The 26343-nt window shown below is 71.6% G+C and carries 25 protein-coding genes and 2 tRNA genes; 16 read left to right on the top strand and 11 right to left on the bottom strand.

Features of this window, described 5'->3' with window-relative positions:
* The first annotated feature begins 336 nt into the window (after positions 1-336).
* Positions 337-1917, top strand: a complete 1581-nt coding sequence (cimA, locus tag AC0HI0_RS27585; RefSeq protein ID WP_480926407.1) for a citramalate synthase — start codon at positions 337-339, stop codon at positions 1915-1917.
* A gap of 35 nt (positions 1918-1952) precedes the next feature.
* Here cimA and AC0HI0_RS27580 read toward each other — a convergent pair whose 3' ends face one another.
* Positions 1953-2585 (bottom strand): S1 family peptidase, encoded by a 633-nt coding sequence (locus tag AC0HI0_RS27580; protein WP_480926406.1) that lies wholly within the window; start codon positions 2583-2585, stop codon positions 1953-1955.
* A gap of 56 nt (positions 2586-2641) precedes the next feature.
* On the opposite strand from AC0HI0_RS27580, the gene AC0HI0_RS27575 reads away from it, so the two are divergent.
* Positions 2642-3412, top strand: coding sequence for a fumarylacetoacetate hydrolase family protein (locus tag AC0HI0_RS27575; protein ID WP_480926405.1), 771 nt, complete (start codon positions 2642-2644; stop codon positions 3410-3412).
* A gap of 64 nt (positions 3413-3476) precedes the next feature.
* Here the strand turns inward: AC0HI0_RS27575 and AC0HI0_RS27570 are convergent, their stop codons facing one another.
* Positions 3477-4721 carry an FAD-dependent oxidoreductase gene (locus AC0HI0_RS27570; protein WP_480926404.1) on the bottom strand — a complete coding sequence of 415 codons (1245 nt, stop codon included), beginning with the start codon at positions 4719-4721 and terminating at the stop codon, positions 3477-3479.
* An 88-nt stretch (positions 4722-4809) separates the two neighbouring features.
* Here AC0HI0_RS27570 and gltX point away from each other — a divergent pair, with 88 nt between their 5' ends.
* From gltX to AC0HI0_RS27550, 4 genes are all read left to right on the top strand, one after another.
* Positions 4810-6297, top strand: a complete 1488-nt coding sequence (gene gltX / locus AC0HI0_RS27565; protein WP_480926403.1) for a glutamate--tRNA ligase — start codon at positions 4810-4812, stop codon at positions 6295-6297.
* A gap of 104 nt (positions 6298-6401) precedes the next feature.
* Positions 6402-7139, top strand: a complete 738-nt coding sequence (locus tag AC0HI0_RS27560; protein WP_480926402.1) for an HAD family hydrolase — start codon at positions 6402-6404, stop codon at positions 7137-7139.
* 117 nt (positions 7140-7256) lie between these two features.
* Positions 7257-7328: transfer RNA gene (locus AC0HI0_RS27555), tRNA-Gln, on the top strand.
* An 82-nt stretch (positions 7329-7410) separates the two neighbouring features.
* Positions 7411-7483, top strand: a tRNA-Glu gene (locus AC0HI0_RS27550).
* A gap of 419 nt (positions 7484-7902) precedes the next feature.
* Here AC0HI0_RS27550 and AC0HI0_RS27545 read toward each other — a convergent pair.
* The gene (locus tag AC0HI0_RS27545) at positions 7903-8604 is read right to left on the bottom strand and encodes an IclR family transcriptional regulator (RefSeq protein WP_480926401.1); all 702 of its coding nucleotides are present in this window, start codon (positions 8602-8604) and stop codon (positions 7903-7905) included.
* Between the two features lie 69 nt (positions 8605-8673).
* On the opposite strand from AC0HI0_RS27545, the gene leuC reads away from it, so the two are divergent.
* The 3 genes from leuC to AC0HI0_RS27530 all read left to right on the top strand — a co-directional run bounded on the left by leuC (position 8674) and on the right by AC0HI0_RS27530 (position 11575).
* Positions 8674-10086: a 3-isopropylmalate dehydratase large subunit gene (gene leuC, locus AC0HI0_RS27540; RefSeq protein ID WP_480926400.1), complete on the top strand. Its 1413-nt coding sequence runs from the start codon at positions 8674-8676 to the stop codon at positions 10084-10086.
* Between the two features lie 6 nt (positions 10087-10092).
* Complete coding sequence (gene leuD, locus AC0HI0_RS27535; RefSeq protein ID WP_480926399.1) at positions 10093-10695, top strand: 3-isopropylmalate dehydratase small subunit; 603 nt, start codon at positions 10093-10095, stop codon at positions 10693-10695.
* A 208-nt stretch (positions 10696-10903) separates the two neighbouring features.
* On the top strand, positions 10904-11575 hold the full coding sequence (locus AC0HI0_RS27530) for an HU family DNA-binding protein (RefSeq protein ID WP_480926398.1): 672 nt from the start codon (positions 10904-10906) through the stop codon (positions 11573-11575).
* 445 nt (positions 11576-12020) lie between these two features.
* Here AC0HI0_RS27530 and AC0HI0_RS27525 read toward each other — a convergent pair whose 3' ends face one another.
* The 3 genes from AC0HI0_RS27525 to AC0HI0_RS27515 form a co-directional block, all read right to left on the bottom strand.
* A complete protein-coding gene (locus AC0HI0_RS27525; protein ID WP_480934406.1) occupies positions 12021-12935 on the bottom strand; it encodes an NUDIX hydrolase in 915 nt (304 codons plus the stop codon).
* Positions 12935-15205 carry an RNA degradosome polyphosphate kinase gene (locus tag AC0HI0_RS27520; RefSeq protein ID WP_480926397.1) on the bottom strand — a complete coding sequence of 757 codons (2271 nt, stop codon included), beginning with the start codon at positions 15203-15205 and terminating at the stop codon, positions 12935-12937. Before AC0HI0_RS27520 ends, AC0HI0_RS27525 begins: the two co-directional genes overlap by 1 nt.
* A 119-nt stretch (positions 15206-15324) precedes the next feature.
* Complete coding sequence (locus AC0HI0_RS27515) at positions 15325-15534, bottom strand: LysM peptidoglycan-binding domain-containing protein (RefSeq protein ID WP_480926396.1); 210 nt, start codon at positions 15532-15534, stop codon at positions 15325-15327.
* A gap of 91 nt (positions 15535-15625) precedes the next feature.
* On the opposite strand from AC0HI0_RS27515, the gene AC0HI0_RS27510 reads away from it, so the two are divergent.
* A complete protein-coding gene (locus tag AC0HI0_RS27510; protein ID WP_480926395.1) occupies positions 15626-17191 on the top strand; it encodes an LVIVD repeat-containing protein in 1566 nt (521 codons plus the stop codon).
* 22 nt (positions 17192-17213) lie between these two features.
* On the opposite strand, the gene cofC is transcribed toward AC0HI0_RS27510, so the two are convergent.
* Entirely contained in the window at positions 17214-17819 is a 606-nt protein-coding gene (gene cofC, locus AC0HI0_RS27505) for a 2-phospho-L-lactate guanylyltransferase (protein WP_480926394.1), read from the bottom strand.
* A gap of 88 nt (positions 17820-17907) precedes the next feature.
* Here cofC and AC0HI0_RS27500 point away from each other — a divergent pair, with 88 nt between their 5' ends.
* From AC0HI0_RS27500 to AC0HI0_RS27485, 4 genes are all read left to right on the top strand, one after another.
* Positions 17908-18612 carry a lysophospholipid acyltransferase family protein gene (locus AC0HI0_RS27500; RefSeq protein ID WP_480926393.1) on the top strand — a complete coding sequence of 235 codons (705 nt, stop codon included), beginning with the start codon at positions 17908-17910 and terminating at the stop codon, positions 18610-18612.
* Positions 18613-18631: 19 nt separating this feature from the next.
* Positions 18632-19618 (top strand): NAD(P)H-dependent glycerol-3-phosphate dehydrogenase, encoded by a 987-nt coding sequence (locus tag AC0HI0_RS27495; RefSeq protein ID WP_480934405.1) that lies wholly within the window; start codon positions 18632-18634, stop codon positions 19616-19618.
* A complete protein-coding gene (locus AC0HI0_RS27490; protein ID WP_480926392.1) occupies positions 19615-20691 on the top strand; it encodes a cystathionine gamma-lyase in 1077 nt (358 codons plus the stop codon). The genes AC0HI0_RS27495 and AC0HI0_RS27490 overlap by 4 nt, the downstream gene beginning before the upstream one ends.
* Positions 20692-20904: 213 nt before the next feature.
* Positions 20905-21372 carry a cysteine dioxygenase gene (locus AC0HI0_RS27485; RefSeq protein WP_480926391.1) on the top strand — a complete coding sequence of 156 codons (468 nt, stop codon included), beginning with the start codon at positions 20905-20907 and terminating at the stop codon, positions 21370-21372.
* Here the strand turns inward: AC0HI0_RS27485 and AC0HI0_RS27480 are convergent.
* Positions 21356-22003 (bottom strand): pyridoxamine 5'-phosphate oxidase family protein, encoded by a 648-nt coding sequence (locus AC0HI0_RS27480; RefSeq protein ID WP_480926390.1) that lies wholly within the window; start codon positions 22001-22003, stop codon positions 21356-21358. The genes AC0HI0_RS27485 and AC0HI0_RS27480 overlap by 17 nt on opposite strands.
* A gap of 67 nt (positions 22004-22070) precedes the next feature.
* Between AC0HI0_RS27480 and pdxR the strand changes: the two genes are divergently transcribed.
* Both pdxR and AC0HI0_RS27470 read left to right on the top strand, forming a co-directional pair.
* The gene (gene pdxR, locus AC0HI0_RS27475; protein ID WP_480926389.1) at positions 22071-23468 is read left to right on the top strand and encodes a MocR-like pyridoxine biosynthesis transcription factor PdxR; all 1398 of its coding nucleotides are present in this window, start codon (positions 22071-22073) and stop codon (positions 23466-23468) included.
* Positions 23469-23479: 11 nt separating this feature from the next.
* Positions 23480-24550: a D-alanine--D-alanine ligase family protein gene (locus AC0HI0_RS27470; protein ID WP_480926388.1), complete on the top strand. Its 1071-nt coding sequence runs from the start codon at positions 23480-23482 to the stop codon at positions 24548-24550.
* A gap of 90 nt (positions 24551-24640) precedes the next feature.
* Here AC0HI0_RS27470 and AC0HI0_RS27465 read toward each other — a convergent pair whose 3' ends face one another.
* The 3 genes from AC0HI0_RS27465 to AC0HI0_RS27455 are packed head-to-tail and all read right to left on the bottom strand — an operon-like array spanning position 24641 to position 26334.
* On the bottom strand, positions 24641-25318 hold the full coding sequence (locus AC0HI0_RS27465; protein ID WP_480934404.1) for a uracil-DNA glycosylase: 678 nt from the start codon (positions 25316-25318) through the stop codon (positions 24641-24643).
* A gap of 13 nt (positions 25319-25331) precedes the next feature.
* Entirely contained in the window at positions 25332-25853 is a 522-nt protein-coding gene (locus AC0HI0_RS27460; protein WP_480926387.1) for a gamma carbonic anhydrase family protein, read from the bottom strand.
* 10 nt (positions 25854-25863) lie between these two features.
* Entirely contained in the window at positions 25864-26334 is a 471-nt protein-coding gene (locus AC0HI0_RS27455) for a GNAT family N-acetyltransferase (RefSeq protein WP_480926386.1), read from the bottom strand.
* Positions 26335-26343: the final 9 nt, after the last annotated feature.

Raw genomic sequence — 26343 nt, 5'->3', positions numbered from 1 at the left:
TGGCCGCGAGAGCCGAAGTGTCCTCACGGGACGGGGCCGGCCACCGACGACGGGCACGACGTGTCGTCCCCGTGCGGCCTGTGCAGTGCGGGCCGCACGGGGACGACCCGGGTGGTGGTGGTTTGCGGGCGTTGTCGATGCTCAGATCGTGGGAACACCCGTCCGTGGCTTGGTAATCGCCGCTCGGCTGTGGCAGTATCCGGAACGTGGCTCTCTTCGCCGTGATCATTATTTCTGAGCGCGCCGGGTAAGTGCTCCCCAAGCACCCGGCGCGCCGACCTCTCGCATCCTGCGGGGGGTCTTTTTGTTTTCCGTGATCTTCTCTAGGAGACCCTCGTGACCACGCTCGGCGATTCCTTCCACGTCTACGACACGACCTTGCGGGACGGTGCCCAGCGGGAGGGCATCTCCTACTCGGTCACCGACAAGCTCGCGGTCGCGCGGCTGTTGGACGGGCTGGGCGTCGGGTTCATCGAGGGTGGCTGGCCCGGGGCACTGCCGAAGGACACGGAGTTCTTCGCACGGGCCGCCGCCGGCGACCTGACGCTGAAACACGCGCAGCTCGTCGCGTTCGGGTCCACCCGCAAGGCCGGGGTGAAGGTGCAGGACGACCCGCAGGTCCGCGCCCTGCTCGACTCGCGGGCGCCGGTCGTCACGCTGGTCGCCAAGTCCGACCGCCGGCACATCGAACGCGCCCTGCGGACCGACGTCGCGGAGAACTGCGCCATGGTCCGCGACACCGTGCGGTTCCTCGTGGACGAGGGCCGCCGGGTGTTCCTGGACGCCGAGCACTTCTTCGACGGCTTCGCCCACGACTCCGACACGTCCCTGCGCACGCTGGAGTCCGCTGTGGAGGGTGGCGCGGACGTCGTCGTCCTCTGCGACACGAACGGCGGTCAGCTCCCGCTGGGACTGGCCGAGACCGTGGCCGACGTGGTCGCCCGCACGGGCTTCCGGGTCGGCATCCACTGCCAGGACGACACGTCCTGCGCGGTGGCCAACACCATCGCGGCGGTGCAGGCGGGGGCGACCCACGTGCAGTGCACCGCCAACGGCTACGGCGAGCGAGCGGGCAACGCCGACCTGTTCGCCGTCGTCGGGAACCTCGTGACCAAGCTCGGCCTGGACGTGCTACCGCGCGAATCACTGGCCGAACTGACCCGTGTCTCCCATGCTCTTGCCGAAATCGCGAACATCGCACCCGACTCCCACCAGGCTTACGTCGGGTCGTCGGCCTTCGCCCACAAGGCGGGGCTGCACGCGAGCGCGATCAAGGTGGACCCGGAGCTGTACAACCACATCGATCCGGACACCGTCGGCAACGACATGCGGGTGTTGGTCACCGAGATGGCGGGTCGGGCCAGTCTCGAACTCAAGGGACGTGAGTTCGGGATCGACCTGACCCGCCGGCCCGAAACGCTCACCAACGTGGTGCGCAAGGTCAAGGAACTGGAGGCGGGCGGCTGGTCGTTCGAGGCGGCCGACGCCTCGCTGGAGCTGTTGTTGAAGGACGAGCTGTCCGAATTGGACACGCCGCCGTTCACGCTGGAGTCCTACCGGGTCGTGCTCGACCACGCCCAGGACGGTTCGATCGTGTCCGAGGCGACGGTCAAGGTGCACGTCGCGGGCGAGCGGGTGATCGCCACGGCCGAGGGCAACGGGCCGGTGCACGCGCTGGACGCGGCGTTGCGCAAGGCGTTGCTGCCGCACCTGTCCTGGTTGGACAGCGTGCAGCTCAACGACTACAAGGTGCGCATCCTCACCGATCAGCACGGCACCGACGCCGTGACCCGCGTGCTGGTGGAGTCGACGGACGGCGAACGCGAGTGGACCACGGTCGGCGTCCACGGCAACATCGTCGAGGCCAGTTGGCTGGCCCTGTGCGACGCCCTGGTGCACAAGGCCGGCCGGGTCTGAGGCCCGCCCGGGGCCGGGCGGCCTGGTGGCGCGCCTCAGGCGGTGACGAGGGTGAGCAGTTCCGCCTTCAGGATCCGGTTGATCGGCAGGAAGAACGCCGTGCAGCCGCCCGATCCGCCGTTGCCGCCGAGCAGGTGGCCCTGGGCCTGGTCGCCGGCGACCACGGGCACCCAGTCGTCACCGGGTTGGACGCACAGGTTCGTGCGGGTCAGCCCGGTGATGGTGCCACCGCCGTGGTTGACGGTCTGGTTCTTGGCCTGGACCGTGCCGCAACGCCACCCCGAGGTCCGGCTGCCCGCGCACACCGCCGCGCCGACCGCCGCCTCCGCCGAACCGGTGACGGGGGTGGCGTACCCGGCTATCCGGGGCAGTTGGTCCCACTCGGCCGGGTCCAGGACCTTCACCACGGCGTAGGTGTCGCGGATCCGCAGGACGGGGCCGATCCGGCCGCCGCCGGGTCCGGTCAGCGGGTTGGTGTAGGTGGCGCAGCGGACCGAGACCAGCAGGTGGCCCCGGACGTTGAAGCCGTTCACGCACCGGGCGTTGGCGGGCGAGCCGAGCGGGGTGCCGGCTTCGAGGGGCGTGGGGGCGGCGGCGGCCGCGGCGGTCGTCGCGGCGGTCGTCGTGGCGGCCAGCAGGGTGGCCAGGGCGAGCAGCAGGGTTCTCATCCCTCGACGCTAGGCACGGCAGGTGGCGGGGCAAGCCGCCGGTTAGGGTGATCGGTGTGCGCATTGCCCGTATCGCCCAACCGGACGGCCTCGCTTTCGCCTCGATCGAAGGCGACGGCGACGACCTGACCGCCGTCGAGATCGCCGAGGACCCGTTCGCGAACCCGACGTTCACCGGCCGCAAGTGGCCGCTCGCGGACGTCCGCCTGCTGGCCCCCTTCCTGCCGCCGAAGATCGTGTGCATCGGCCGCAACTACGCCGAGCACGCCGCCGAACTCGGCAACGAGGTGCCCGAGAACCCGCTGATGTTCCTCAAGCCCAACACCGCCGTGATCGGGCCGAACGCGGACATCAAGCTGCCGGCGGTGTCCGAGCGGGTGGACTTCGAGGGGGAGCTGGCGGTCGTCATCGGCGTGGGCGGGCGGGACATCCCGGCTTCCCGGGCCCGCCAGTCGGTGCTCGGCTACACGATCGCCAACGACGTGACCGCGCGGGACCTCCAGAAGACCGACGGCCAGTGGACCCGGGCCAAGGGCTTCGACACGTTCTGCCCGCTCGGGCCCTGGGTGGAGACCGAGTTCGACCCGTCCGACGTGGCCGTCCGCACCGAGGTCGACGGCGAGGTCAAGCAGGACTCGCGCACCTCGTTGCTGCTGCACGACATCCCGGAGCTGATCGAGTACATCTCGGCGGTGATGACGCTGCGCCCGCTCGACGTCATCCTCACCGGCACCCCGGCGGGCGTCGGCCCGCTCCGGGCCGGGCAGACCGTGTCGGTGACGGTCGAAGGTCTCGGGACCCTGACGAACACGGTCACCAACCGCTGACCGCGGTGGTACCGCGCCGGGCGGCTCCCGCGAAGGAGTCGCCCGGTGGTGTTCTCCGGCCCGTTCAGCTCCGGGCGATCTTCTCCGGGGCGCGGCGGGCGAAGTCGGGGGCGTGCTCCGGGAGCGGGCCGATCGCCACCAGGTAGGCGGGGATCGCCTGGAGCCACGGCAGGCGTTGCAGCAGGGCGACCGCTCTGGGCACCCGGGCGCCGACCGACTCGCGCTCGCCGGTCACCACGGGCTTGACCAACCTGTCCTGGATCCGGCGCTGGACCGCCTGCGTCACCACGGTCGGGAACCAGCGGCGCCGGCGCACCTTCGCCAGGACGTTCCCGGTGATCGCGCCCCGCCGGGCGGGCGCGGCCAGGATCCGCGCCGCCGCAACGGCGTCCTGCACGGCCAGGTTGATGCCGACGCCGCCGATCGGCGACATGGCGTGCGCGGCGTCCCCGATGCACAGCACGCCCTCGCCGTGCCAGCGGCGCAACCGGTCCAGCTTCACGTCGAGCAGCTTCACCTCGTCCAGCGACTCGACCGCGTGCACGCGCTCCTCCAGCCACGGGATGAGCTTCACCACCCGCGCGCGGAACGCCTCGACGCCCTCGGCGCGCAACTGCCGGTCCGTGCCCTTCCGGATCAGGAACGCGCACTGGTAGTAGTCCCCGCGCGGGATCAGCACGAGCGCCGAGCCGCGGGCGAACCGCCCCAGGCCGCTGGCCGACTCGTCCTCCAGGCGCGGGATGCGGAACCACCACACGTCCATCGGCGCGCCGAACTCGTGCACCGGCAGCCCGGCCTCCCGGCGCACCGCCGAACCGCGCCCGTCCGCCGCGACCACCAGGTCGGCGGCCAGCTCGGCCTCGCCGTCCGGGGTGCGGTAGCGGACGCCGGTGACCCGGGTGCCCTCCCGCGTGACACCGGTGAACTCGGCGTTCATCCGCAGGTGGAACGACGGTTCGCGCTTGCCCGCGTCGGCCAGCAGGTCCAGGAAGTCCCACTGCGGCACGAACGCGATGTGCTTGTGCGGGCCGGGCAGCCGCTTCAGGTCGGCCATCGTGACCAGCCCGCTGTCGAACATCACCTGCGCCCGGTCCACGACCTGGTGCGGCACGTCGGCGAACGATGGGCCCAGCCCCAGCTCGTCGAGCAGCGTCAAGGTCGACGCGTGCACGGTGTCGCCGCGGAAGTCGCGCAGGAAGTCGCCGTGCTTCTCCAGCACCGTGACCTCGACCCCGGCCCGCGCCATGAGCAGCGCGAACACCATCCCCGCCGGGCCTCCGCCGACGACCGCGACCGTGGTCCTCTCCATGATCCCCACCTCATTTTCAACAGGAGTTGAATAACTTCAGGATGCTCCTGTCGGCGACGCCGGTCAAGCCGGATACGCTGATCGGGTCATGAGCGCATCCGCAGTCACCCCAGAGGTCCGCGTCCGCTTCTGCCCGTCGCCGACCGGCACGCCGCACGTGGGCCTGATCCGCACCGCCCTGTTCAACTGGGCGTACGCCCGCCACACCGGCGGCTCGATGGTCTTCCGCATCGAGGACACCGACGCGTCGCGGGATTCCCAGGAGTCCTACGAGCAGCTGCTGGAAGCCATGCGCTGGCTCGGCCTGGACTGGGACGAGGGCCCCGAGGTCGGCGGCCCGCACGGCCCGTACCGGCAGAGCGAGCGCCGTGACATCTACGCGGGCATCGCGCGGAAGCTGCTCGACGCGGGGGAGCTGTACGAGTCGTTCTCCACCGCCGAGGAGATCGAGGCGCGCCGCAAGACCGCCGGCCAGGACCCGAAGCTCGGCTACGACGGCTTCGACCGCGACCTGACCGACGAGCGCAAGGCCGCGCTGCGCGCCGAGGGCCGCGAGCCCGTGCTGCGCCTGCGGATGCCCGACGAGGACTTCGGCTGGGACGACCTGATCCGAGGCGAGATCACCTTCAAGGCCGGCGTGACGCCCGACCCGGTCTTGGTGCGCGCGAACGGCGAGCCGCTCTACACGTTCACCAACCCGGTGGACGACGCGTTGATGCGCATCACGCACGTGCTCCGCGGAGAAGACCTCCTGCCGTCCACTCCGCGCCAGTTGGCCCTTTATGCGGCACTGCGGCGAATCGGCGTGACTGATTTCACCCCGAGCTTCGGGCACATGCCTTACGTGATGGGCGAGGGCAACAAGAAGCTGTCCAAGCGGGACCCCCAGTCGAACCTTTTCCGCTACCGCGACCGGGGATTCCTGCCGGAGGGGTTGCTGAACTACCTGGCGCTGCTCGGCTGGTCCATCGCGGACGATCGGGACATCTTCTCGCCGGCCGAGCTGGTCGAGGCGTTCAGCCTGGAGAAGGTCAGCGCGAACCCGGCCCGGTTCGACCTGAAGAAGGCCGAGGCGATCAACGCCACGCACCTGCGCGCGCTGCCGGTCGAGGAGTTCGTCGCGCGGGTGCTGCCCTACCTCGCGGCCGACGGCCTCCTGGTCGACCCCACCGACGAGCAGTTGACCACGTTGCGCGGAGTGGCCCCGCTCGTGCAGGAGCGTCTGGTCGTGCTGTCCGAGGCGTCCGGCATGGTGCGCTTCCTCTTCACGGACGACGAGTCGTTCGTGCCGGAGGAGGAGTCGGCGGCCAAGGCGCTGGGCGAGGACGCCAAGCCCGTGCTGACCGCCAGTATCACCGCCCTGGAGTCGTTGGCGGAGTGGACGGCCGCCGCCATCGAGGAGGCGCTGAAGGTGTCCCTTGTGGACGGACTCGGCCTCAAGCCGCGCAAGGCGTACGCCCCGGTGCGGGTTGCCGTGACGGGTCGTACCGTCTCGCCACCTCTGTACGAATCGATGGAGTTGGTCGGTCGGGATCGCTCGATCGGGCGATTGCGCAAGGCGCTCGGGTCAATCTGACTGGTTCGTTCGGGCGGTTCAGCGGTGCTTGACCGTGCAAGAACCGCCAGATATCACCTCTCTGGTCGAGTCGGACGAGGGCTGCTCGCACCTAGCCTCACTGGGTGACAACCGCAGCCCCGACTTTCACCCCCCGGAGAACCGGCGAGATCCGCGCGGTGAGCCTCGATGTGGACGACACGCTCGTCGACTACAGCAGCTCGTCGCGGGCCGCGCTGGCGGCGATGGTCGGCAACGCCGACAACTGGTCGTTGTGGCAGCGCATCACCGACGAGCACTGCGCCCGGCTGCTCGCGGGCGAGCTGGAGTACGAGTCGATGCGCAACATCCGCACTCGTGCGTTCTTCGCCGCCCTCGGCGAGGAGATCGACCTCGCCGAGGCCACCCGGCGCGAGCTGTACCGCCAGGGCGTGCTCGCCTCCGGCTGGCGCTTGTTCCCCGACGTCGTGCCGTGCCTGGAATGGCTGCGCGCCACCGGCCTGCCGCTCGCCGCCGTCAGCAACGCCTCGGGCAGACACCAGCGCGTGAAGATCGCCGCGCTCGGCCTCGCCCAGTACTTCGACACCGTGCTGATCGCCGGCGAAGTGGGCGCGGCGAAACCGGACCGGGTGATCTTCGACACCGCGTGCGCCGACCTCGGTGTCCCGCTGCACGACACGGTGCACATCGGCGACCGCCTGCACGCCGACGCGATCGGTGCCCGGGACGCCGGCATGAAGGGCGTCTGGCTCAACCGGCAGGGCCCGCGCGAAGGCACCCTGCCGAGCGGCATCTCCTCCATCAGCAGCCTGTCTGAGCTGCCGGAACTCCTCGTCTGCGAGCTGTCGGCGGCCTCTGCCTGACCCCCGATTTCCGTTCCGCCGGGCTCTTGGTCTACTATTCCTCCCGGCGGAACGGACAGCCCCTCCAAGCCAAGACGAAGTCGGTCGAGGCGAAGGGCGAGTTGATCGGAAAGCCAATGGGGTATGGTGTAATTGGCAGCACGACTGATTCTGGTTCAGTTAGTCTAGGTTCGAGTCCTGGTACCCCAGCTGCAAGCGGTAGGAAATAGATGTGGTAAGCTACCGCAGCACCGAGAACGACAACTGAATGCACCAAAGGCAAGATCCCTAGGGCCCCGTCGTCTAGCGGCCTAGGACGCCGCCCTCTCAAGGCGGTAGCGTGGGTTCGAATCCCATCGGGGCTACAGATTAGAAGATCCCTGTGACGGTAGAGCTGTCACAGGGATCTTTCGCATTTCACACCGGGGGTCCGACCCCCGGACCCCGGCCGGAGGGCTTCGCCCCCGGACCCCTTTTGGTTGGTGCCTGTTGTGTGTGTTGGGCGCTGCGCTGTGGGTGAGATGGGGGGTGTCGGTGGGGGGGTGTGTTCTGGTGTTGTTCGGGGACTGGGGCGGGGTGGGATTTCTGTGCCGCAGGGGGCTGGCTGGGTCTCGTCGCCGAGGTTGGACGGGGCTGGGGGTGCGACTTGGGTGTTGGCGTTGAGGTTGGCCGGGGCTGGGGGTTGTGCGGAGACCCACCCCCGGGGTGTGAGTTCGGCCGGGGGTGGGTCGTGGTGGATCTGGCAGTCGTGGCTCCGGGTCGGAGCCGCGACTGGGTTGTGGGGCTAGAGGCGGGATTGCAGGGCTTCCGCGGCGGCCAGGAGGTCGGCTGCCCAGCGGGCGCCGGGGCGCCTGCCCATGCGGTCGATGGGGCCTGAGACGGACACTGCGGCGACTACCGCGCCGGTGCTGTCGCGGACGGGGGCGGAGACGCTGGCGACGCCGGGTTCGCGTTCGGCGACGCTTTGCGCCCAGCCTCGGCGGCGGACCTCCAGGAGGGTGCGCTCGCCGTAGACCGCGTCGGCCAGGACCGAGCGCTGGGTGCCCGGGTCGGACCACGCCGCCAGGACCTTCGCGCCCGAGCCGGCCGTCATCGGCAGCCTCGCTCCCACCGGGACGGTGTCGCGCAGGCCGCTGGGCGGCTCCGCGGACGACACGCAGATGCGCTGCATTCCATCCCGCCGGTACAGCTGCACGCTCTCCCCGGTGATGTCCCGGAGCCTCGGCAGCACCGAGGAAGCCGCGTCCAGCAACGGGTCCGTGGCCCCGCCCGCCAATTCCGCCAAAGCCGCGCCCGGACGCCACCGGCCGTCGGAACCCCGTCGCAGCAACCGGTGCACTTCGAGCCCCACGGCCAACCGGTGCGCGGTTGCGCGAGGCAAACCCGTCCGGTTGCACAACTCGGCGAGCCCACACGGATCCTTTGCGACGGCGTTCAAGACAGCCACTGCCTTGTCCAGCACGCCGATCCCGCTATGCTGTCCCACAAGACGATACTAACTTCCCACTGTCTGGGAAGTCCAGATCTATCGACTGTCCAGATCCTGGGAGAAGCGATGAGCCGCACGCTCGCGGAGAAGGTGTGGGAAGCGCACGTGGTGCGCCACGGCAGTGGCGCGGAGCCCGACTTGCTCTACATCGATCTCCACCTGCTGCACGAAGTGACGAGCCCGCAGGCGTTCGACGGCCTGCGCCTGGCGGGTCGGCCGCTGCGCCGCCCCGACCTGACCATCGCGACCGAGGACCACAACGTCCCCACGGTCGACATCGAACTGCCGATCGCCGACCCGGTGTCGCGCACCCAGGTCGAGACGCTGCGCAAGAACTGCGCCGAGTTCGGCGTCCGGCTGCACCCCATGGGCGACGCCGAGCAGGGCATCGTGCACGTGGTCGGGCCGCAGCTCGGCCTGACCCAGCCCGGCATGACCGTCGTCTGCGGTGACAGCCACACCTCCACGCACGGCGCGTTCGGCGCACTGGCCTTCGGCATCGGCACCTCCGAGGTCGAGCACGTGATGGCCACCCAGACGCTGCCGCTGAAACCGTTCAAGACCATGGCCATCACCGTCGAGGGCTCGCTGAAGCCCGGCGTCACGGCCAAGGACATCATCCTCGCGGTCATCGCGAAGATCGGCACCGGCGGCGGGCAGGGCTACGTCCTGGAGTACCGGGGGCCGGCGATCGAGGCGCTGTCCATGGAAGCCCGGATGACCGTCTGCAACATGTCGATCGAGGCCGGCGCGCGCGCCGGGATGATCGCACCGGACCAGACGACGTTCGACTACCTGGCGGGTCGCCCGCACGCGAGCACCGGTGCGGAGTGGGACGCGGCGGTGGAGTACTGGAAGTCGCTGCGCACCGACGAGGGCGCGGAGTTCGACGCCGAGGTCGTGCTCGACGCCGACGCGCTGACCCCGTTCGTCACCTGGGGCACCAACCCGGGCCAGGGGCTGCCGCTGGGCGACCGGGTGCCCGACCCCGAGGCGATCCCCGACGAGAACGAGCGGGTGGCCGCCGAGAAGGCGCTGGCGTACATGGGGCTGGAGCCCGGCACCCCGCTGCGCGACATCCACGTGGACACCGTCTTCCTCGGTTCGTGCACGAACGGCCGCATCGAGGACCTGAGGGCCGCCGCGGACGTCCTGCGCGGACACCGGGTGGCCGACGGCGTCCGGATGCTCGTGGTGCCCGGCTCCATGCGGGTGCGCGCGCAGGCCGAATCCGAGGGGCTGCACGAGGTGTTCCTGGCGGCCGGGGCCGAGTGGCGGCAGGCCGGGTGCTCGATGTGCCTGGGCATGAACCCCGATCAGCTCAAGCCCGGCGAGCGCAGCGCGTCCACCTCCAACCGCAACTTCGAGGGCAGGCAGGGCAAGGGTGGCCGCACCCACCTGGTTTCGCCACTCGTGGCCGCCGCGACGGCCGTGCGCGGCACCCTGTCCTCCCCCACCGACCTGGCCTCTGGGAGCTGAGCCGAGATGGAAGCCTTCACCACCCACACCGGCGTCGGCGTGCCGCTGCGGCGGTCCAACGTGGACACCGACCAGATCATCCCCGCCGTCTACCTCAAGCGCGTGACCCGCTCGGGTTTCGAGGACGGGCTGTTCGCCGCCTGGCGGGGTGACGAGCAGTTCGTGCTCAACCAGGAGCCCTTCAAGGCGGGCAGCGTGCTGGTCGCCGGGCCCGACTTCGGCACCGGCTCGTCCCGGGAGCACGCCGTCTGGGCGTTGATGGACTACGGCTTCCGGGTGGTCGTCTCCTCCCGGTTCGCCGACATCTTCCGGGGCAACGCGGGCAAGCAGGGCCTCGTGGCCGCCCAGTGCGAGCAGTCCGATGTCGAATTGCTCTGGAAGCTGCTGGAGAACGACCCCGGCACCGAGGTGACCGTGGACCTGTCCGCGAACACTGTTGTGGCCAAGGACTTCACCGCCCCCTTCTTCGTGGACGAGTACACCCGCTGGCGGCTGCTGGAGGGTTTGGACGACATCGCGCTGACCCTGCGGCACGCCGATGACATCACCACGTTCGAGCGGAACCGGCCGGGTTGGTTGCCCACCACCGAACAGGTGCCCGCGAGCTAGTCCGCGAGGGGCCGGATTCCCCCTCTGCCAGCGGGAATCCGGTTCCGAGCGGGGCCCGAAGGGGCCTTCCGGTGTCCCTCGACAGGTCGTAATTGCCCACGCCACAACGAAAAATCTGGCGTGGCGATTGGTATTTCCTTGCATATGGGCTTACCGTGGCCATCAGTCGGCCCGACTAGGGCCGTGAGCGTCCTGGGAGGGACTGAAGGTGAACAAGGCCCAGCTCATCGAGGCGCTCGCCGAGCGCCTTGGCGACAAGAAGAACGCAGCCGCCGCCGTCGACGGGCTCGTCGACGTCATCGTCCGCAGCGTCCACAAGGGCGAGAAGGTCAACATCACCGGTTTCGGTGTGTTCGAGAAGCGTGCCCGTGCGGCCCGCACCGCTCGCAACCCGCGCACCGGTGAGACCGTGAAGGTCAAGAAGACCAACGTTCCCGCGTTCCGCGCGGGTTCGACGTTCAAGGACGTCATCAGCGGCACCAAGAAGCTGCCGAAGGCCACCGCCGCCAAGCCCGCCGCGGCCGCCGCCAAGCCGGCCGCCGCCGCCAAGCCGGCTGCGTCCACCAAGGCGCCGGCGACCCGCAGCACCACCGCGCGCACCACCACCACGCGCACCGCGCGCAGCACCACCGCGCGCACGGCCGCTGCGGCCACCAAGGCTCCGGCGACCCGCCGGACCACGGCGGCAGCCAAGCCCGCTGCCACCGCCGCCAAGGCTCCGGCCGCCGCCAAGGCGACCGCGACCAAGGCGACGACGGCGAAGGCCGCCGCGCCGAAGGCCGCTGCGGCCAAGAAGCCGGCCGCCGCCGCCAAGGCGACCACGGCGAAGGCGCCTGCGGCCAAGAAGCCGGCCGCGAAGAAGCCGGCCGCCAAGAAGTGAATCCCGGCCGGGTGGACGCCCGGCGGGGAAAGCGGTAACCACGCTCAGGGCCTGGTGCGGACGCGCACCGGGCCCTAGGCGTGACCGATGCCCGGCGCGGACGCGTGCCGGGTTTTCGTGTGTCCGGGGCCGGGCGGCCGTGGTGTTTTCCACGCCTTCCGCAGCCCTGGGAGGATGATCGGGGCACGGCGGGGTCCGGGCATTCGCGGCGGGGTTTCCGGCCGCTGAGGGCATCTCACGGGTCGGCGGGCGGGTGAATGGCGTTGCGGGGTCCCGAACGGTCGGCCGCCGCCGTGGTGGGCGGACGAGACCGCGAATGCGCGGCCTCGCCCGCCGGAAGTGCCGGCCGACACGGCGGGAAAGGAAAGCGGTAGGCGGCCCACTCGTTCGGCCCAGCGATTCCCACGAACGAACCCGTCCGGTCGGCGGGGAAAAGCGCGCACGGCTACGGGACGGGCGCGGCCAATGGGCTGGGGAGGTAGTGCGCGGAGACCAGCCGGGGCCAGCTCGCGCTGCTGTCCGAAGTGGACCAGCCCGGCTCGGGCCGGCGGAACGCCAGCAGCCAGACGCTCGCCTTCTTGCACGGCACCTCGGCGAGCGGCAGGCCGGCCAGCGACGCCAGCGTGGCCACCACGTCCGGGATCACGCCGCCCTGGCTGGACACCACGGGCACGCCCGGCCCGTCGGCGATCTCCAGCAGCCGGACCAGGCCCGCCTCGCGGTCGGGCCAGTAGCCCTCCTCGGACAGCCGGGGCTCGGCCAGCACCGACGTGCCCAGGTCCCGGGCCACCCCGCGCACCGTGTCCACGCACCGCACCCTGGGCGCGGAGTGCACCCGCGCCGGCGCCCACAGCGGCAGCAGCCCGCGCAGCCCCTCGGCCTGCCTGCGGCCCGCCGAACTGAGCGGGCGCAGGTCGTCGTCGCCCGCCCAGTTGTCCCGCTTGCCCGCTTTCGCGTGGCGCACCAGCAGGACCTCGGCGAGGTCGGTCGACTCGGCCGAGTAGACCGCCAGCACGTCGCGGTCGGTGTCCCGGGTGACCAGTTCCGCCGCCACCTCCACGGGCACCCAGCGCAGCTCGTCCACCTCGTCGTTGGGGGCGAACGAACCCCCGGCGGCGCGGGCGGCGAAGAAGTCGACGGTCTTCGGCTTGCCGAACGCGGTGTACCGGACGGTGGCCAGGTGCCGGCCGAGCACGGCGTCGAAACCGGTCTCCTCGCGCACCTCGCGCACCGCCGCGGCGGGCACCGTCTCACCGGGGTCGAGCTTGCCCTTGGGCAGCGACCAGTCGTCGTACCGCGGTCGGTGCACGACGGCCACCAGGCCGTCCGCGCGCCACAGGACCGCGCCGGCCGCCCGGATCACCCGAGCGCTCGGTGCGCGCGCAGCAACTCGGTCTGGTGGTCGCGCACCCGGCTGCCGTCGGCCGGGGACGCCTCCCACTCGCCGTCCGGTTGCAGCACCCAGCAGCGGGTCGTGGGCTCCAGCGCGGAGTCCAGGATGTCGCCCAGCTGCGCGGTGAGCTTCGGGTCGGTCACCCGGACCTGCACCTCGACCCGGCGGTCCAGGTTGCGGTGCATCATGTCGGCGCTGCCGATCCAGTACTCGTCGCAGCCGACGAAGTGCACCACCCGGGAGTGCTCCAGGAACCGGCCGAGGATCGACCGCACGTGGATGTTCTCCGACAGGCCCTTGATGCCGGGCTTGAGCGCGCACACCCCGCGCACCACGACCTCCACCCGCACGCCCGCCTGGGACGCGCGGTAGAGCGAGTCGATGACCTGTTCGTCCACCAGGGAGTTGACCTTGATCCGGACGCCCGCGGGCTCGCCGGCGCGGGCCAGCTCGATCTCCCGCTCGATGCGCTCCACGATGCCGCGCCGCACGCCGTAGGGCGCGACCAGCAGGCTGCGGTAGTGGTCCTGGCGGGCGTAGCCGGTGAGGACGTTGAACAGGTCGGTGAGGTCCGCGCCGATGGTCGGCTCGGCGGTCAGGATGCCGATGTCCTCGTACAGGCGGGCGGTCTTGGGGTTGTAGTTGCCGGTGCCGATGTGGCAGTAGCGCTGGATGCGGGAGCCCTCCTGGCGCACCACCAGCGAGGTCTTGCAGTGCGTCTTGAGGCCCATCAGGCCGTAGACCACGTGGACGCCCGCCTTCTCCAGCGCCCGCGCCCACTTGATGTTGGCCTGCTCGTCGAACCGGGCCTTGATCTCCACCAGCGCGACGACCTGCTTGCCGGCCTCGGCTGCGTCGATCAGCGCGTCCACGATCGGGGAGTCGCCCGAGGTGCGGTAGAGCGTCTGCTTGATGGCCAGCACGCGGGGGTCGGCGGCGGCCTGCTCGATGAACCGCTGCACCGAGGTGGAGAACGAGTCGTACGGGTGGTGCACCAGCACGTCGCCCTCGCGCAGGGTGGCGAAGATGCTCTTGGGGGTCTCCCGCTCGCCGAACGCCGGGTGCGTGGCCGGCACGAACGGCGCGTCCTTGAGCTGCTTGCGGTCCACGCTGTAGAGCTGCCACAGGCACGACAGGTCCAGCAGGCCGGGCACCTGGACGACGTCGTGCGGGTCGACCTCCAGCTCCCGCAGCAGCCGCTCCAGCATGTGCTCGGTCATGTCGTCGGCGATCTCCAGCCGCACCGGGGGACCGAACCGCCGGCGCACCAGTTCCCGCTCCAGCGACTTGAGCAGGTCCTCGTCCTGGTCCTCCTCGACCTCCAGGTCCGCGTTGCGGGTCACCCGGAAGGCGTGGCACTCGATGACGTCCATGCCCGCGAACAGCTCGCCCAGGTGCGCGGCGATGAGTTCCTCCAACGGCAGGAACGTCGCGGTGGGACTGGTCCGGTCGTGCTCCACGCGGACCAGCCTCGGCACGTTGTCGGGCACCTTCACCCGGGCGAACCGCTCCGCGCCGCCCTCGGGGTCGCGCACCGTCACGGCCAGGTTCAGGCCCAGGCCGGAGATGTAGGGGAACGGGTGCGCCGCGTCCACCGCGAGCGGGGTCAGCACCGGGAAGACCTGGTCGCTGAAGTAGTTGGACAGCCGCAGCTTCTCGAAGTCGGTCAGCTGCGCCCAGTTCACGATGCTGATCGCGTGCTTCTCCAGCTCCGGCTGGACGTGGTCGAGGAACGCGCGGGCGTGCTGCTCGACCAGTTCCTGGGTGCGCTTGGCGATCGCGGCGAGCTGCTCGCGCGGCGTGAGCCCGTCCGCGCTGCGCACCGACAGGCCGGTGTCGTCGCGGCGCTTGAGGCCCGCGACCCGCACCATGTAGAACTCGTCCAGGTTCGAGGCGAAGATCGCCAGGAACTTCGCGCGCTCCAGCAGCGGCTGCGAGGAGTCCTCGGCGAGCGCGAGCACCCGGGCGTTGAAGTCCAGCCACGACAGCTCGCGGTTGAAGTACCGGTCGTCGGGCAGGTCGGCCCGCTCCTCGGCGGTCGCGGTGACGGCGGGCGGCGAACTCGGGAACGCGCGCGCCGGCGACTCGGCGACCGGTTCGACCGCCTCGGCACGGGTGGCGTCGCGGCGCACGGCCGGGCGTGGGCGACGGCGCGGCGCGCTCGCCGCCGGCTGGGTCCGAGGCGTCCGGGTGCGGCGCTTCGGCGCGGGCTGCTCGGGAGTGTTGTCCGTGCTCACGAAGGGCATTGTTCCTCACATTGCGCCACACCGCGCTGATCGCAGCCGACGATGAGATGAACTCCCCGTCACACGTGATCGGGTAACGGCGAGCCCTCCGTCACACGTCGGGAGGTGCGTCACACGGGGCGGCGCAACGCGGTGACCGTTCCGTCCGGATCACGGTCGATCGTCACCCGCTGGCCCGCGCGCAGGCGCCGCCAGCCGCCCACCGCCACGGCCGGCGCGGGCACGTCCACGAGGAGGCCGTCGTCGCGCAGCACGGTCGCCGAGCCGTCGTCGTGGTGGGCGCTGACCGTCGCCTGTTCGGTCGCCTGCTCATCGGGCACGGCGGGCAACGCTAGCCGATCGGGGGTGGTGGCTCCGGAGGCGCACCTGCGACGCTCCGCGACAGCCTCATTACCGAAAGGAGTGGCGGGCATGAGGGTTCTGGCAGGGGTGGTCACCGCAGCGGTGCTGGCCTTTATCGGCCTGGGCAGCGCGACGGCGGCACCGGTCCCCGAAGCACCCGTCCAACAGGAGTCGACCCAGGGCAGCGGCCTGGCCGCGGCGGCGCGCAACGTCGAGCTGCGCAAGACGGTCCCGGACACCGTGGGCGCGATCTCCGTCAACTTCGTGCAGTACCGGCACCGCGACGTGATGTTCGTCAGCGGCACGTTCGGGCTCAAGACCTACGACGTCACCAGGCAGGACGAGCCGAAGCTGCTCGACCACCTGACCAAGCAGGAGCTGGCGCTGCCCGGCGACGACCCGGCGCAGCGGTTCTGGGAGAACGAGGACGTCACCGTCGACCCGAAGCGCAAGCTGGTGTTCCTGGCCCGCGAGCGCAGCGCGTTCGGCCGCCAGCCCGGCAACGAGCGCCCGACCGGCGTCTACATCATCTCGGCCGCCGACCCGGGCAAGCTGGAGCTGCTGAACTTCGCGTCCATGGGCACGGGCCACATCACCACGTGCATCAACGACTGCCAGTACCTGTGGACGACGGGCTACGACGGCACGCCGTCGACCGACCCGGACACGTACCGGCGCTCCGGCAAGGTGTTCGTGACCGACCTGCGCGACCCGCGCAACCCGAAGACGCTCACGACGTACGTGGACCTCAACCGCAACCAGGGCGAGACCCACATGACCCACGACGTCCAAGTGGACGCCGAGGGCGTCGCGTGGGTGGCGGGCACGGGCGGCACACGCGGCTACTACACGCGCGGGTGGCACAAGGACCCGTTGACGGGCCGGGCGCGTGAGGCGACGCCGTACAACCCGGTGCCTTACGCGGGCGGCGCGGCCCCGAAGCTGGACATGCCCACGTCGTTCTCGCACAACTCGTTCCGGCCGGTCGGCGACACGGTCAAGGACGGCCCCCGGCCGACCCGCGAGAACCCGGCGGGCAGCCTGCTGCTGCACACCGAGGAGGCGTTCGACTCCCCGACGTGCAAGGACCAGGGCCGATTCGTCATCTCCTCGCTCCAGGGCTCCACGCACGGCGAGTCGTGGCGGGCCACGCCGGACAAGCCGTTCACGCTCAAGACCGTGGGCATCTGGAGCCCGGACGACCAGGAGGGCACCCTGCCCGGCCCGGACGTCTTCTGCTCGGCGCACTACTTCGACGTGCAGAAGCGGATCGTGGCCTACTCCTGGTACGAGCAGGGCACCCGGTTCCTCGACATCTCCGACCCGACCAAGCCGATCCAGGTCGCCTACTGGCGGCCCGAGGGCGCGGTGTCGTGGGCCCCGTACTTCCACCGCGACCGGGTGTACGTGGCCGACTTCGGGCGCGGCGTCGAGGTGTTGAACCTCACCAAGGGCGCCTACGACGCGCAGGACACGCACACCAACGTGACGTTGAAGACAGCACCGGTGAAGGAGGCCGCCCGCAACGCGGACAGCCCGCGCAAGCGCTTGCCGCTCGCGCCGGACCCCGACTACGGGTACGCCTGCCCGATGCTGCGCGGCGGTGGCTGCGGGGAAGGCCCAGCCTGCTGCTGAGGTGAAGTCCGGTGGGCGGTCCTCAGCCGCCCACCGGGCACAGCACGGCCGCCGACCGGGGCCCGAGCCCGAGGCCGGCCGCGAGTTCCAGGTCCTGCGCCGTGTCGACGTCGTTGCGCAGCGACGGCCACGGCCCCAGCAACGCCCGCGCGTCCGCCGCGTGCGCCTGCGCCGACCCCGCGCCGAACCTCGGGTCGAGGTCCCCGCCGGGCGCGGAGAGCAGCAGCGTCGTCCCGGTGCCCTGCCGGTCCGGGCAGAACGAGCGCCCGTCCGCGGCGTCCAGCGCCAGCTTCAGCTCGTCGCTGCGCAGCGCGGGCAGGTCGGCCTGCAACGCGCCCACCACCGACCCCGGATCACGCCCGCGCAGCACCGCCGCGCCGAACCGGAGCGCCTCGTTGAGCCCCTCCGGGCCCGGGATCGACTCGACCCCCATCGCCCGCAGCTCCGCCGCCACCGCCGGGTCCTCCGTGATGGCCAGCACGCCGCGCACCACCGCCACCGCCGCGGCGATGGTGTCCAGGGCGAACGCCAGCGCCAGCGCCGGCCGGTCGTCGGTCACCCCGACCAGCCGCGTCTTCGCCCGGTGCAGGGTCTTGACCGGCACCACCAAGTCCACATCGGCACGCACACAGCCATACTCCCCGATGTCGACTGGACCCCGCCGCCCGTAGCGGGGAAGACTCCAGGCGGGCTGCGGGTGACGAGAGGGAGAACACGTGGGCAGGGAGAAGGGCGGATTCTGGGTGGGGCTCGCCGCGGCGGTGTTCTACCCGTCGACCGCGCTCATGGCGCGCCGGCGCAACGAGGGCGTGGAGCACATCCCGAAGACCGGCGGCGCGCTGGTCGTGATGAACCACGTGTCCCACCTGGACCCGGTCTACGACGCGGTGTTCACCCACAAGCAGGGCCGGGTGCCGCACTTCCTGGCCAAGCACAGCCTGTGGAACGTCCCGGTGCTCGGCACCGTCATCAAGGGCGCGAAGCAGATCCCGGTCTACCGCGGCACCGCCGACGCCCAGCAGAGCCTGCGCGCCGCCCACGAAGCCCTGGAGCAGGGCCTGGTCGTGGTCATCTACCCGGAGGGCACCATCACCCGCGACCCGGACGGCTGGCCGATGACCTCGCGCACCGGCGTGGCCCGGCTCGCGCTGGAGCATGACGTGCCGATCATCCCGGCCGCCCGCTGGGGCACCCGCGACCTCTACGACCACTACCGCAAGAAGTTCCGGCCGTTCCCGCGCAAGACCGTGGTGACCAGGGTCGGCGCGCCGGTCGACCTGGCCGAGCACCGCGCCAAGCCGCAGTCCATCGCGGTGCTGCGCGAGGTGACCGACGTGCTCATGGGCGAGGTGAAGACCCTGCTGGCCGACATCCGGCAGGAGACCGCGCCCGAGGGCTTCTACTCGTCGAAGAAGGTCTGACGTGGAGCGCGTCGCGGTGATGGGCGCGGGGTCGTGGGGCACGGCCTTCGCGAAGGTGCTGGCCGACTCGGGCACGGACGTCGTGCTGTGGGCGCGGCGCGCGGAGGTCGCCGGCGAGATCACCCGGACCCGGGTCAACTCCGGCTACCTGCCCGACACGGTGCTGCCCGCGAACCTCACCGCCACCCACGACCCGGCCGAGGCGCTGGCCGGGGCGCGGGCCGTGGTGCTGGGCGTGCCGAGCCAGACGCTGCGGGCCAACCTCGCCGAGTGGCGCGCGGCGCTGCCCGTCGGGGCGACCCTGGTGAGCCTGGCCAAGGGCGTGGAGCTGGGCACGCTCAAGCGGATGAGCGAGGTGGTCCGCGAGGTCGCGGGCGTGCCGGAGGACCAGGTCGCGGTCGTCTCCGGGCCGAACCTGGCCAAGGAGATCGCGGCCGAGCAGCCGACCGCCACGGTCATCGCGTGCACCGACCACGACCGGGCGGTGGACCTCCAGCACGCGTGCTCGAACTCCTACTTCCGGCCCTACACCAACGTCGACGTGGTGGGCTGCGAGCTGGGCGGCGCGTGCAAGAACGTCATCGCGCTGGCCTGCGGGATGGCCGCCGGGCTGGGGTTCGGCGACAACACCATGGCCTCCATCATCACCCGCGGCCTGGCCGAGACCGCCCGGCTGGGCGCGGCGCTGGGCGCGGACCCGCTGACCTTCGCGGGCCTGGCCGGGCTGGGCGACCTGGTGGCGACCTGCGCGTCGCCGCTGTCGCGCAACCGGTCGTTCGGGGAGCGGCTGGGGCGCGGCGACACGGTGGCGCAGGCCCAGGAGGCCGCGCAGGGACAGGTCGCGGAGGGCGTGAAGTCGTGTTCGTCGATCCGGGAACTGGCCGCGCGGATCGGCGTGGACATGCCGATCACGGACGGCGTGCACCGGGTGTGCCACGACGGATTGGACCCACGCGCGCTCACCACGGCGTTGCTGGGGCGAGAGCGTAAGGCGGAACGGCAGTGAGCCAGGGCGTCGGTTCGGAGTACGGGGACGGCACGCGGGTCGTGCACACGGTGTCGACGGGAGCGGGGGAGCCGTTCCTGGCGGGGCCGGTGTTCGCGTCGGCGTACCACTTGGGCGGCGAGGACACCTACGGGCGTTCGCACAACCCGACGTGGCGCGCGCTCGAAGGCGCGCTGGGCTCGCTGGACGGCGGCGAGGCGGTGCTGTTCCCGTCCGGGATGGCGGCGATCTCGACGTTCCTGCGGGTGGTGTTGCGGCCCGGCGACACCGTCGTGCTGCCCTCCGACGGCTACTACCTGACCCGGAACCTGGTCGCCGAGATGCCCGTGACGGTGGTCGAGGCGCCCACGGCGGGGCCGTACCCCTCGTTCGCGGGGGTGCGGCTGGTGCTGCTGGAGTCGCCGTCGAACCCCGGCCTGGACGTGTGCGACATCGCCGCGGTGGCCGCCGCCGCGCACGAGGTGGGCGCGCTGGTGGCGGTGGACAACACGACCGCGACGCCGCTGGGGCAGCGCCCGCTCGAACTCGGCGCGGACGCCGTGGTGAGCAGCGACACCAAGGCCGTGGCCGGGCACAGCGACGTGCTGCTCGGGCACGTGTCCACAGTGGATCACGCGTTGGCGGAGCGGGTGCGGGCCGCGCGGACGGTCGGCGGCGCGATCCCCGGGCCGTTCGAGGCGTGGCTGGCGCACCGCGGCCTGGGCACGCTGGACCTGCGGCTGACCCGGCAGGCGGAGAACGCGGCGGCGCTGCACGCGGCGCTCAAGGACCGGCCGGAGGTGACCGGCCTGCGCTGGCCCGGCGCGCCGGAGGACCCGGCGCACGCCGTGGCGGCGCGGCAGATGCGGCGGTTCGGCGGGGTGCTGACGTTCGTGCTGCGCGACGCCGGGGCCGTGGCGGCGTTCCTGGAGCGGTCCCGGCTGGTGGCCGCGTCGACCAGCTTCGGCGGGCTGCACACCACGCTGGACCGGCGCGCGCAGTGGGGCGACCCGGTGCCGGAGGGGCTGGTCCGGCTGTCCGCGGGCTGCGAGGACACCGCCGATCTCGTGGCCGACGTGCTGGGTTCACTCTGACGGGTGGCGGCCGTTCCAATTCGTGGGACGCGGTTGCTCCACCGGAGCGGCCCTGCCAGTCTTTCCGGCATGTCTTCCCGCGCTATCAACGCCGGTCGGGGTCACATCGACCTCGGCCTGGCGGCCAGCGCGCTCTGTCCTTCTCGGTGATCGACCTGCGTCCCGCGGGCCCGTGACGCCCGCACAACCGCACATTCCTCCCGAGAAGGAACCATGTTCGCCGTTCCGGAGAACACGATCGCCCTGCCCCAGTCGCACGCCGCGCTGCACCCCGTGCGGATCGCGCTCGACACGGCGGCACGGCGGGAGCGCTGGGCCCACCTGCTGCGCTACGACCCCGACAGCCGCTACAGCGCGCTGGTCGAGCGCACCGACGAGCAGGAGATCTGGCTGATGAGCTGGCTGCCCGGCCAGCACACCGACCTGCACGACCACGGATCGAGCACCGGGGCGTTCACGCTGGTCAGCGGCTCGCTGACGGAGATCGTGGCACCCGGCCGGACCCAGGTGCTGCACCACCTGACGGCCGGCCAGTCCCGGGTGTTCGGCCCCGACTACGTGCACCAGGTGCGCAACGACGGGCCGGACCCGGCCGTCACGATCCACGTCTACCGCGACGGCGGGCGCACCATGCGGCCGTTCCGGTACGACCCGGTCGACGGGGCTACCGCCGCGCGGTGACGTGCGGCGGCACGGCCCAGTCGCCGACCAGCAGCGGGTCGGGTTCCGGCTCGCCCCACGACGTGCGCAGCGGCAGCACGCCCGCCCACCTCTCGTTGGCGGCGACGTCCTCGTCCTCGTCGCCGGGCGGGCCGGTGCGGATCTTCACCGACGCCTCGGCGAGGTCGAGCGCGAGCACGGACGTCGCGGCGAGTTCCTTGGCCGTGGGCGGCCGGGAGTAGTCCCAGGAGCCGGGCGCGAGGTGCTCGGTGAGCACCGTCAGGGCGTGCAGCTTCGCGTCCGGGTCAGTCACCGGTACGGCGGTGCCGTGGATGACGGCGGCGCGGTAGTTCATGGAGTAGTCGAACACCGCGCGCGCGTAGACGACACCGTCGAGCAGGGTCACCGCGACGCACACCGGCACGCCGGTCGCGGCCTCGCGCAGGCTGCGCGCGCCGGTGGAACCGTGCAGGTAGATGGTGTCGCCGTCGCGGCCGTACCCGGTCGGCAGGACCAGCGGCGCGCCGTCCACGACCACCGCGAGGTGGCAGACCAGGCCGGCGTCGAGCACGGCGTGCAGGGCGTCCCGTTCGGTCACGGCGCGCTTGCTGCCGCGCTTGATCGTGCTGCGGGGCGTCGGAGACAACGTCATGCGGCCAGCATCACGGGTAAAGTGGCCTTCCTCAAGTGCCAATTCCGAGCTATCCGAGGAGGCCACTTTGGCCGAGACCGCGCTGCCCGTGACGCTGGACCGCGAGTCGGCCGAGCCGCTGGCCGTGCAGCTCGCCGAAGCGCTGCGCGCGGCGGCCGGCGACGGGCGGCTGCGCAGCGGCGACCGGCTGCCGTCCACCCGGGCGCTGGCCGAGCGGCTCGGCGTCAGCCGCACCGTGACGGCAGCAGCATACGAGCAGTTGCACGCCGAGGGCTGGATCGCCGGCCGGCACGGTTCGGGCACCTACGTGACGACCACCCCGCCCGGCTCGCTCAAGGGCCGGCCGCGCCGCGCCGCCGCGCCCCGGCCCGCCGCCGACGTGATCGACTTCGCCCCCGGCGCGCCGTGGGCCGAGGGGCTCGACCGGGCCGCGTGGCGGCGGGCGTGGCGCGCGGCGGCCGACTCGCTGCCGCTGTTCCGGCCCCAGCGCGGCGGGCTGCCCGAGTACCGCGCGGTGGTGGCCGAGCACCTGCTGCGCCACCGCGGGCTGGCCGTGCGCGGCGGGCTGCGCGAAGAACTGGTGCTGGCCACCGGCGGCACCACCGCCGCGCTGGTCGAGATCGCCGCCGCCGTGCTGGAGCCCGGTGACGTGGTGGCCGTGGAGGAACCCGGCTACCAGCGGGCCGTGGGCGCGCTGCGGTCCGCGCGGATCAAGGTCGTCCAAGCGCCGGTGGACGCCGAAGGGCTGTTGGTGGACGGCGTGCCGGACGGGGTGCGCGGGGTCTACTGCTCGCCCGCGCACCAGTACCCGATGGGCGGCCGGATGTCCGCCGCGCGCCGCGTCGCCCTCGTGGAACGCGCCCGGCGCGACGGCTGGCTGGTCATCGAGGACGACTACGACGGCGAACTGCGCTACGACGTCGCGCCCCTGCCGCTGCTCGCCGCGCTCGCCCCGGACGTCGTGGTGCACCTGGGCACCACCAGCAAGATCCTCACGCCGACCCTGGGCGCGGGCTGGATGGTCGCGCCGGAACCGATCGGGGCCGAGATCCTGGCCCACCGCGAACGCACCGGCACCGCGCCCTCCGCCGCCGGGCAGCGCGTGCTGGTGGAACTCGCGCGGACCGGCGACCTGGGCCGTCACCTGCGCAAACTCCGCCGGGAACTGGCCGAGAGGCGAGCCCTGGTGGCCTCCGCGCTGGCCGCCGCCGGGGTGTCGGTGCTGGGCGACGACGCCGGCGCGCACGTGGTCGTGCTGCTGGCCGACGCCCAGGCCGAACGCGACCTGCTGGCCGCCGCCGAGGCGCGCGGGCTCCGGCTGGACGGGCTGGGCCGCCACCACGCCGCGCGGCCCAAGGTGTTCGGCGTGGCCATCGGCTACGGCGCGTGCTCGCGCGACCAGCTCACCGCCGCCCTGCCCGTGCTGGCAGAACTCCTGGGCTCTCCCGTTGAGCCATCCGGGTAGGGTCGGAAACCATGACACGACGCAAGACCAAGGTCGCCGTGGTGTTCGGCGGGCGCAGCAGCGAGCACATGGTCTCCTGCCTGTCCGCCGGCAGCATCCTGCCGCACCTGGACCGGGACCGGTTCGAGGTGGTGCCCGTGGGTATCACGCACGACGACGGCCGCTGGGTGGTCGGCGCCGACGACACCAAGGCGCTGGAGGTGCACGACCGCCAGTTGCCGACGGTCGGTTCCCTGGTGCCCGCGTCCGGCGGCGAACTCGTCCCGGTCACGCCCGACGAGGTGCTGGGCGACGTGGACGTGGTGTTCCCGGTGCTGCACGGCGCGTGGGGCGAGGACGGCACCGTCCAGGGTCTGCTGGAACTCGCGTCGATCCCGTACGTGGGGCCGGGCGTGCTGGCGTCGGCGGTGGCCATGGACAAGGAGTTCACCAAGCGGCTGCTGGGCGGCGTGGGCCTGCCGGTCGGCGAGTTCACGGTGCTGCGCCGCGACCAGGAGACCTTGTCCGAGCCGGACCGCGAGCGGCTGGGCCTGCCGGTGTTCGTGAAGCCGGCGCGCGCGGGGTCGTCGGTCGGCATCTCCAAGGTGGTGGACTGGTCCCACCTGGACAGCGCGATCGCGTTGGCGCGCAAGACCGACCCGAAGGTGATCATCGAGTCCGCGGTGTCCGGGCGCGAGGTCGAGTGCGGCGTGCTGGAGTTCCCCGACGGCCGGGTCGAGGCGTCGCTGCCGGCCGAGCTGCGGGTGGTGGGCGGCGCGGTCGACTGGTACGACTTCGACGCCAAGTACCTCGACGACGTGTGCGAGTTCGACATCCCGGCGAAGCTGGACGACCGGGTGGCGGAGGGCCTGCGCGAGATGGCCGTGACGGCGTTCAAGGCGCTGGACTGCCAGGGCCTGGCCCGGGTGGACTTCTTCGTCACCGACTACGACGAACTGGTCATCAACGAGGTCAACACCATGCCGGGCTTCACCCCGATCTCGATGTACCCGCGGATGTGGGCCGAGACCGGCCTCGACTACCCGACCCTGCTGACCACGCTGGTCGAGACCGCGCTCGCGCGGGGGACCGGACTGCGCTGACGTCCCCGGTGCCGCCCGGCCACGGCCGGCGGCACCGGCGGAAGGCGGGATCGGGCGGCGCGTGCCACGACGGCACGCGCCGCGGGCGTCTTACGGGAGCTTCCAGTCGACGGGCTCGGCACCCTGCTGGACCAGCAGTTCGTTCGCCCGGCTGAACGGGCGGGAACCGAAGAAGCCGGCCGCCGCCGAGAGCGGGGACGGGTGCGCCGACTCCACGCACGGGAACGGCTCCAGCACCGGCTTCAGGTTGCGGGCGTTGCGGCCCCACAGGATGGCCACGAGGGGTTCCTCGCGGGCCGCCAGGGCCTTGATCGCCTGCTCGGTGACCGCCTCCCACCCCTTGCCCTGGTGCGAGTTGGACTTGCCCGGCTGCACGGTGAGCGCCCTGTTCAGCAGCAGGACCCCCTGCTCCGTCCACGGGGTCAGGTCGCCGTTGGTGGGCTTGGGGTGCCCCAAGTCCTCCACGTACTCGCGGTAGATGTTGATCAGGCTCTTCGGGATCGGCCGGGTCTCCGGCGACACCGAGAAGCTCAGACCCACCGCGTGCCCCGGTGTCGGGTACGGGTCCTGACCGACGATCAGCACGCGCACACCGTGGAACGGTTGTTGGAACGCGCGCAGCACGTTCTCGCCGGCCGGCAGGTAGGTGCGGCCGGCGGCGACCTCCTCGCGGAGGAACTCGCCCATCTTCGCGATCTGATCGGCGACCGGCGCGAGTGCCTGCGCCCAGCCGGCTTCCATGACTTCCTCAAGCGGACGTGCCACGATCGGGGACTTTATCTCAGTCGAGCCGACGCAGGTCCTTGCGGTAGGTCAAGATGTTCGCCACGTACTTGTCGACGGCGAACTGCCACGCGCCGTCGGGCACCACGTAGCCCTCGCGGATCTTCGCCGGCACGCCCAGCGCCATCGCCCGCGTCGGCACGTGGCCGTTGAAGGAGACCACCGCGCCCGCGCCGACGATCGCGCCCGTCTCCACCACGGAACCGTTGAGCACCACCGATCCCGACGCGATCAGGCACCGGTCGGCGATGGTCGCGCCCTCGATGTGCACGTTGTGCCCGATGACGCACTCCTCGCCGATCAGCGTCGGGTGCACCTCGGTGCAGTGCACGACCGTGCCGTCCTGGATGGACGTGCGGGCGCCGACCTCGATGCGGCCGTAGTCGCCGCGCAACACCGCCTGCGGCCACACGGACGCGTGCGCGTGGATGCGGACGTCACCGATCACGGTCGCATCGGGGTGCACGTACGCGTCCGGGTGGATCACCGGTTCGTAATCGCCCAACGCGTAGATCGCCACCGCGGTCCTCCTACAGTTCTTTCGCGAAGCAGAGGCTGTCGGGATTTTCCCGGTAGTAGCCGAAGTTGTCGATCCGCTCGTACCCGCTGGACCGGTAGAGCCCGATCGCTTCCGGCTGCGGTCGCCCGGTCTCCAGCACCATCCGGGTGCGGCCCGCCGCGCGTGCCGACGATTCCAGCTCGGCCAGGACCTCCCGCGACAAACCCTTGCCGCGCGCGGAATCGGTCGTGTACATCCGCTTGATCTCGGCGTCGCCGGCGCGCAGCGAGTGGCGTGCCTCGTCGTGCGCACGCCACCCGCCGCACGCGACCGGCGCGCCGTCGAGGTAGCCGACGACGAAGTGCCCCAGCGGCGCGGCGAACTGCGCCGGGTCGACCGGCGTGTCGTCCTCGCCGCCGTAGCGCACCACGAACACCTGCTGGAGTTCGGCGATCAGCTTGACCGAGTCTGGATGGTCATACGCCCGCGTGAATATTTCCACACCGATCAG

This window comes from Saccharothrix sp. NBAS 001 (genome assembly GCF_056640475.1).
Note: the sequence above shows the minus strand (reverse complement) of the source record. Positions and strands in the feature narration are given on the sequence as shown.

What these genes read in the sequence shown, in the direction of transcription:
- AC0HI0_RS27580 (WP_480926406.1), bottom strand. Translation starts at nt 2,585, where the DNA reads ATGAGAACCCTGCTGCTCGCCCTGGCCACCCTGCTGGCCGCCACGACG.
- AC0HI0_RS27570 (WP_480926404.1), bottom strand. Translation starts at nt 4,721, where the DNA reads ATGGAGAGGACCACGGTCGCGGTCGTCGGCGGAGGCCCGGCGGGGATG.
- gltX (WP_480926403.1), top strand. Translation starts at nt 4,810, where the DNA reads ATGAGCGCATCCGCAGTCACCCCAGAGGTCCGCGTCCGCTTCTGCCCG.
- leuC (WP_480926400.1), top strand. Translation starts at nt 8,674, where the DNA reads ATGAGCCGCACGCTCGCGGAGAAGGTGTGGGAAGCGCACGTGGTGCGC.
- leuD (WP_480926399.1), top strand. Translation starts at nt 10,093, where the DNA reads ATGGAAGCCTTCACCACCCACACCGGCGTCGGCGTGCCGCTGCGGCGG.
- AC0HI0_RS27510 (WP_480926395.1), top strand. Translation starts at nt 15,626, where the DNA reads ATGAGGGTTCTGGCAGGGGTGGTCACCGCAGCGGTGCTGGCCTTTATC.
- AC0HI0_RS27495 (WP_480934405.1), top strand. Translation starts at nt 18,632, where the DNA reads ATGGGCGCGGGGTCGTGGGGCACGGCCTTCGCGAAGGTGCTGGCCGAC.
- AC0HI0_RS27485 (WP_480926391.1), top strand. Translation starts at nt 20,905, where the DNA reads ATGTTCGCCGTTCCGGAGAACACGATCGCCCTGCCCCAGTCGCACGCC.
- AC0HI0_RS27480 (WP_480926390.1), bottom strand. Translation starts at nt 22,003, where the DNA reads ATGACGTTGTCTCCGACGCCCCGCAGCACGATCAAGCGCGGCAGCAAG.
- AC0HI0_RS27470 (WP_480926388.1), top strand. Translation starts at nt 23,480, where the DNA reads ATGACACGACGCAAGACCAAGGTCGCCGTGGTGTTCGGCGGGCGCAGC.